The 5,046-nt window shown below is 43.1% G+C and carries 4 protein-coding genes and 1 pseudogene; 2 read left to right on the plus strand and 3 right to left on the minus strand.

Features of this window, described 5'->3' with window-relative positions; translation table 11 throughout:
• The coding region (locus ACFE90_RS36180; protein ID WP_375507066.1) for a hypothetical protein at window positions 1-908 on the plus strand (908 nt) is incomplete at its 5' end.
• Between the two features lie 209 nt (window positions 909-1,117).
• Window positions 1,118-1,174 (plus strand): annotated as a pseudogene (locus ACFE90_RS36185) (hypothetical protein); the annotation flags it as partial.
• A 137-nt stretch (window positions 1,175-1,311) separates the two neighbouring features.
• On the opposite strand, the gene ACFE90_RS36190 reads toward ACFE90_RS36185, so the two are convergent.
• From ACFE90_RS36190 to ACFE90_RS36200, 3 genes are all read right to left on the minus strand, one after another.
• Window positions 1,312-2,589 (minus strand): DUF4255 domain-containing protein, encoded by a 1,278-nt coding sequence (locus ACFE90_RS36190; RefSeq protein ID WP_375507067.1) that lies wholly within the window; start codon window positions 2,587-2,589, stop codon window positions 1,312-1,314.
• A gap of 273 nt (window positions 2,590-2,862) precedes the next feature.
• Window positions 2,863-3,534 (minus strand): response regulator, encoded by a 672-nt coding sequence (locus ACFE90_RS36195; protein WP_375507068.1) that lies wholly within the window; start codon window positions 3,532-3,534, stop codon window positions 2,863-2,865.
• Between the two features lie 144 nt (window positions 3,535-3,678).
• A complete protein-coding gene (locus ACFE90_RS36200) occupies window positions 3,679-4,791 on the minus strand; it encodes a sensor histidine kinase (protein ID WP_375507069.1) in 1,113 nt (370 codons plus the stop codon).
• Between the last annotated feature and the right edge of the window lie 255 nt (window positions 4,792-5,046).

The raw sequence follows: 5,046 nt of genomic DNA on the forward strand, positions 1-5,046 counted from the left end.
ATGTGGTGCAGCAGAATGTGGGGGCAGTGAGGCGGGGGTATGAAGAAAGGGGAAGGGCAAAAGGTACGACTAAAACAGAAACAGTGTTGAAAGAGATGAGAGCAGGAAAAGAAATTCAACGCACCTTTGACCCCAATGCTCAAGGTTATATAGATTTTCTCAGAAACCGCGTGTGGAACGATGATGTCGAATCAAGAGCGAAATATTTAGAATATCGAGACCAGGGACACAGTTTAATAGAACATGGCCCGGAGAGGACAACGAAAGAGTTGGAGCATCGGGTAGAGAATGGAATGATAGGTGCAGGCGGGAACTGGAAGTCGGTGCAAAATAGTATGAAGTTTAACACTTACAATGACTATATGGCGACACGAGAAGCGGCGGTGGATAGGGTAATGAAGGCGTTACAAAAGACAAAGAGTCATATATTATATGCCTTGAATGTGATGGAGAACTCGGAACGGAATCAGGGTATAATAGCGGTTACGACGGCAGTCGAGGGTAATAACAACGATCGAGAGTGTCTCCCGGTAGTGTGGGACTTTGTTGGTAAGCGGGTGTTGTTACGCAGAACCTACTTTGTATACACGTCGCACGGTACATCCATAGGGGAGGGATTTTCGGGGGTAGAGGGGAAGCAAAAAGAGGTAGAGAAAGATGGGCGAGGCGGGGAACGCAATCGTATAAACGTGTGGAAAAATGCGGGGGTGGAGGAGGTGAAAGAGGTGAAGAACGCATTCACAGCATTCAATATAGGAAGGGATATAGACATAAAAGAGATCCAGGATGACAGGGAGGTAAATGAATGGAAAGTGGGGCAGCATTATCCGGCGCGGAGGTATGTAGATGCAATAGAAGGAAATGACACGGAGTCACCCGTGCGGGCAAGGAATGAGAATCCTTGGTAGAAGGTAAAGAGATGGCAGGGGGGCAAGGGTCCGAGTCGATAGGGGGAAATAAAAGAGCGGAGAAAGGCATAGGCGAGAAAATTACGGGTGTGTGGGAGGTCCCCCAGTAGGGGGCTGGTGAGAGAGATGGTATGGGAATCACCGAGGGTGGGAGGATGTAAGAAAATGAAATGGTTGTGTAGTGCGAACGCCTGATCTTGTAGGGTGCGTTAACGAAGTGCGATCACGAATCTTGTAGCGACTGTCTTGAAAGTGCGATCGCCTGATCTTGTAGGGTGCATTAATGAAATGGAACGCACCAACTCAAAGTTTATTTCCGGTGCGTTACGCTGATGCTAACGCACCCTACGAGCGACAAATAAAATAAATGGTTATAGAATTGTGGTAATTACGAATAACATCATTACCTATTCCTAATCGCTATTTTCGGACTAATATACTGATTGAAAGTTTGACTATCAGGATTTGTATCCACGCTCAAGATACTTTCCGCACCGTCCACTTGTACACGCGCTAAATATTCTCCTGTCTTGACTCCAGAGATAACAAATTTAATCAAATTAGTGTTTTCTTGCCGTCGCTTAGAAGCTTCAAACATATAACCTACAGGATCATTTGACGAACGCTCATTTAGCAACAAAACTACCTGCTGCCCTTTAGCAATTTTGAGATTAACTTTAATACTTACCTCAGCCGATCGCAGTTCATCTCCACTCCCTTGAATCTTAGATACTTTGACTTGTATAATCGTTGGGCGCACTACAACAGCGACTGCGTTCGACTCGACTCTGCCTTTAGGCGCAGGCGGTATCCCTGTCATTACTTGATGAACTACTTGCAACCTCTGCACACCAGCCCGCAACTCATCAGCAGATACACTTGACAGAGGCAATAATATCTGCTTTTCACTTACCTGTTCTGGAGTCACCACCACATCACCTATCCGCACATGGGTGACATCGCCCTTTAACCGTTGACCTCGAATCATCAAAGAACTGTCTGCTAAAATCGGCTGATATACACCTGCTTGGGACACAACCTTTTCTACCATTGGTTGAGCCATAAAAGGCACGAGTAAAGGTTTGTATTCCCGCACAGGTAATGCTTTTTGAGCCGACTCCGCCCCATCAATTAAAACAACGCTGGTTTGGTAGGCAATTGATAAATTATAGGGAGTCTGGAAAAGTACAGACCACACCTTAGATAAATCTTCTAAAGACAAATCGAGTGGCTCAATTTTGATTGCTTCTACTTGATTAGCGAGGTCAGAATCAGCTAAAAAGCTAAAGCTTGAGTCAGCCTGTGCATCCTGAATCATCTGCTGATTAATTATTGAATAGTCTTGCAGCGTCCGCACAACGCTACCCAGCAGTCGTTGCGGTTCTAACTCAACTTCATTGCCATAGAAACTCAGCAAATAGTAGAGGTCTAAACCTCTTTGAGAGCGTTTGGTTGGCTGTCGATTAGATTCTCTGTAGGCATGTCCATGATTTTTACTCCAGATATGATTAAGCGTGACATGGTAAAGAAATAAATTAACCCCTGTTTCTGGCGTACCGCTTCCCAAATTACTAGGCTTAACTGTTGTTACCCTAGCGTTATCTACATCTAGTTGAATGCTTGCCTGCAAGGTTCTTTGTAGCACTGCTGTTACAGTGGCAATAGCTAAATAATTACTCATCTGTTATCTGTTATTTATTTTGTGTTCAGTGTAAATAAATTTAGCTTTTACAATTCAAGCAAACTCCTGAAAGCTCAGAAAAAATCGAAAATCTGTTTAAGGGCAGAACCGGAATTACAGCAGAATTCAAGTATTTGAACCACATCTGTTGTAGGGGCGCAAGGCCTTGCGCCCCTACCGCGTGGTCTATTTACCTAAAAATAGCTGTAAAGCCCCCCAATTTATCGGGGGGTTGGGGGGATCGATAACGTTTTGTTACCGACGAAAGGACTTTTAAGCAGAAACTAAGCTAAGTTTTAAAGCTTTAACGATCGCCTGAGTGCGGCTGTTAACTTTTAATTTTTCAAATATGGCCGTCAAATGTGCTTTCACCGTAGCTATTGTAATGTAAAGTTCGCGGGCAATCTCCTCATTGGCAGCACCTTTGACTAGCCATTGTAAAACTTCTTTTTCCCGCTCAGTTAAGTGAATACCTTGCGCCGCATCGATGGTAGCTTGGGTATAAGAGTGAAATAAGCGGAAAAACTGAGTCGATACTTCTGGGGAAAGATATATCTGATTATTCAGGACAGTGGCGATCGCATCACAAAGTTGCGTCGCAACACAATCTTTCAAAACGTACCCATAAGCCCCAGCTTGCATTGCCCGAAATATCCATTCTTCTTCGTCGTGTCCAGACAAAACTAGCACTTTACCCTTGTAGGATAAATCTCTCAAACGGGTCAGGATAGTAATCCCATCCCCTTGAGTTAACTCCAAGTCTAACAACAGCAAATTTGGCTGTTGCTGTGCTATTAAGTTTAAGGCTGCATCCATCGAATCTGCTTCGCCGACAACCTGAAACTGTGCATTACCGCTATTGCTGTAGAAATTCAGCAGAGTCAGCAAACCTGCTCGAAAGTACGGTTCATCCTCTACTAAGACAATTGAAACAGGTGTATCCATTTTGGATTTTAGATTTTAGATTTTGGATTGGGAATTACTTTCTGTGTCTAGGTTCTGTAAATCTATGTATCGCAATTATTTTTTAAATTGGTGCGACTTAGTTGTTAGAATAAATGGCCTGATTTCTGTAATTGCTAGTTTTGATCAGCAAGGTAATGTAAAGGAGAACTGCGCCCCTCCTTCAGGGAGATTATCTACCCAAAGACTGCCGCGATGGTCGAGGATAATTTTTTTAGCGATCGCTAATCCTAACCCTGTTCCTCCTGGTCTTTGAGTATAAAAAGGGACAAACGCTTGTTCTAGAGCCTCTGGGGAAACTCCAGGGCCGCGATCGCGCACTTGAAAAATTGCTTCATTTCTAAATATTTGCCACTGCCAGCTAATTGTTCCGCCTTCAGGGCTAAAACTAACAGCATTGCTCAATAAATTGTCAAAAACTTGCTTTAGCTGCCACCGATCCACTGCTAAAGTAATACCCGTATTCGGATACAATACATGCAGTTGTTTTTGCTCCAGCCAAGGTTGCAAATCTTGAATACTCTCAGCCAATACCAGCCTCAAATCGCAGCTAGCAATTTGTAATTTGGCCTGCTGCCCACAGTAAACTAAACTCTTCAAGTTACTACTTAACTTCTGTGTAGTTTCCCCAATTACTTTTGCTTGTTCTTGCGCCGCTCCTGTGGGCAAAGAAAGCCGAAGATTTTCGGCATACAGAGCAATCAAAGCCAGAGGATTGCGAATTTGATGTTCACAACGCTGTACAGCTTGCTCAAGTAATTGAATCTCTGCCTTTTGCCGAGAATATTCCTTATAAAGGGCTAGATAATGGCTCAACAGTAGAGCCGATTGCTCTACACATTGTTGTTGGGATACAGACAAAGGCTGATAGCTCAACACCAAAAGATACTCAGGATGAGATCCTTGCTGAGTGAGAGGAAAGACATAGGCATTGTAGGTGCCTGCGATCGCCAGTTCGCTCAACTGCTTTGAAGGTAAAGAATCTACCCACCACAGTTCTGACTCCAGGTAAGAAATTTCTGAATAAGAACTTAATTGTTCTTGCCTGTAGTCTGCCACTATCCGACTCTTTCCTCGATCTAGGTCATTGTAAACGCTCCAGACAGCAATGCTTGGTAGTTGTGTTGCTAACTGTTCAACTTGCACCTGACAGATACTTCTCATATCTGGATAGCTTAATAGATGAGACGAAGGTATAGTTGAAGAAGCTGCATACATCTGGGATAGTGATTTTTGCATACTAAATTAGTAATTCCTCAGTGGGAAGATCACATACGCTATGGGCAATAGATATCTAAAATAATTCATGGTATAATAGATAACTTTAAAATTTGCGCCTCATTTGAATCAGACATTCCAATAAGGTAATAAAAGTTATCTGCACCGATTTTGAGATGCATTTTTAACAAAACTTTTAATCATACCACAAAAGAATTTTGGGCGTTGCTGAATAAAGGGATGAATTGATTTATGCAGGTACAGTTTGATACCTCA

The sequence above is a fragment of the uncultured Nostoc sp. genome (genome assembly GCF_964245445.1).
In the GTDB taxonomy this organism is placed as follows: domain Bacteria; phylum Cyanobacteriota; class Cyanobacteriia; order Cyanobacteriales; family Nostocaceae; genus Nostoc.

Coding starts and splice junctions, on each gene's coding strand:
- ACFE90_RS36190 (WP_375507067.1), bottom strand. CDS start 2,589: ATGAGTAATTATTTAGCTATTGCCACTGTAACAGCAGTGCTACAAAGA.
- ACFE90_RS36195 (WP_375507068.1), bottom strand. CDS start 3,534: ATGGATACACCTGTTTCAATTGTCTTAGTAGAGGATGAACCGTACTTT.
- ACFE90_RS36200 (WP_375507069.1), bottom strand. CDS start 4,791: ATGCAAAAATCACTATCCCAGATGTATGCAGCTTCTTCAACTATACCT.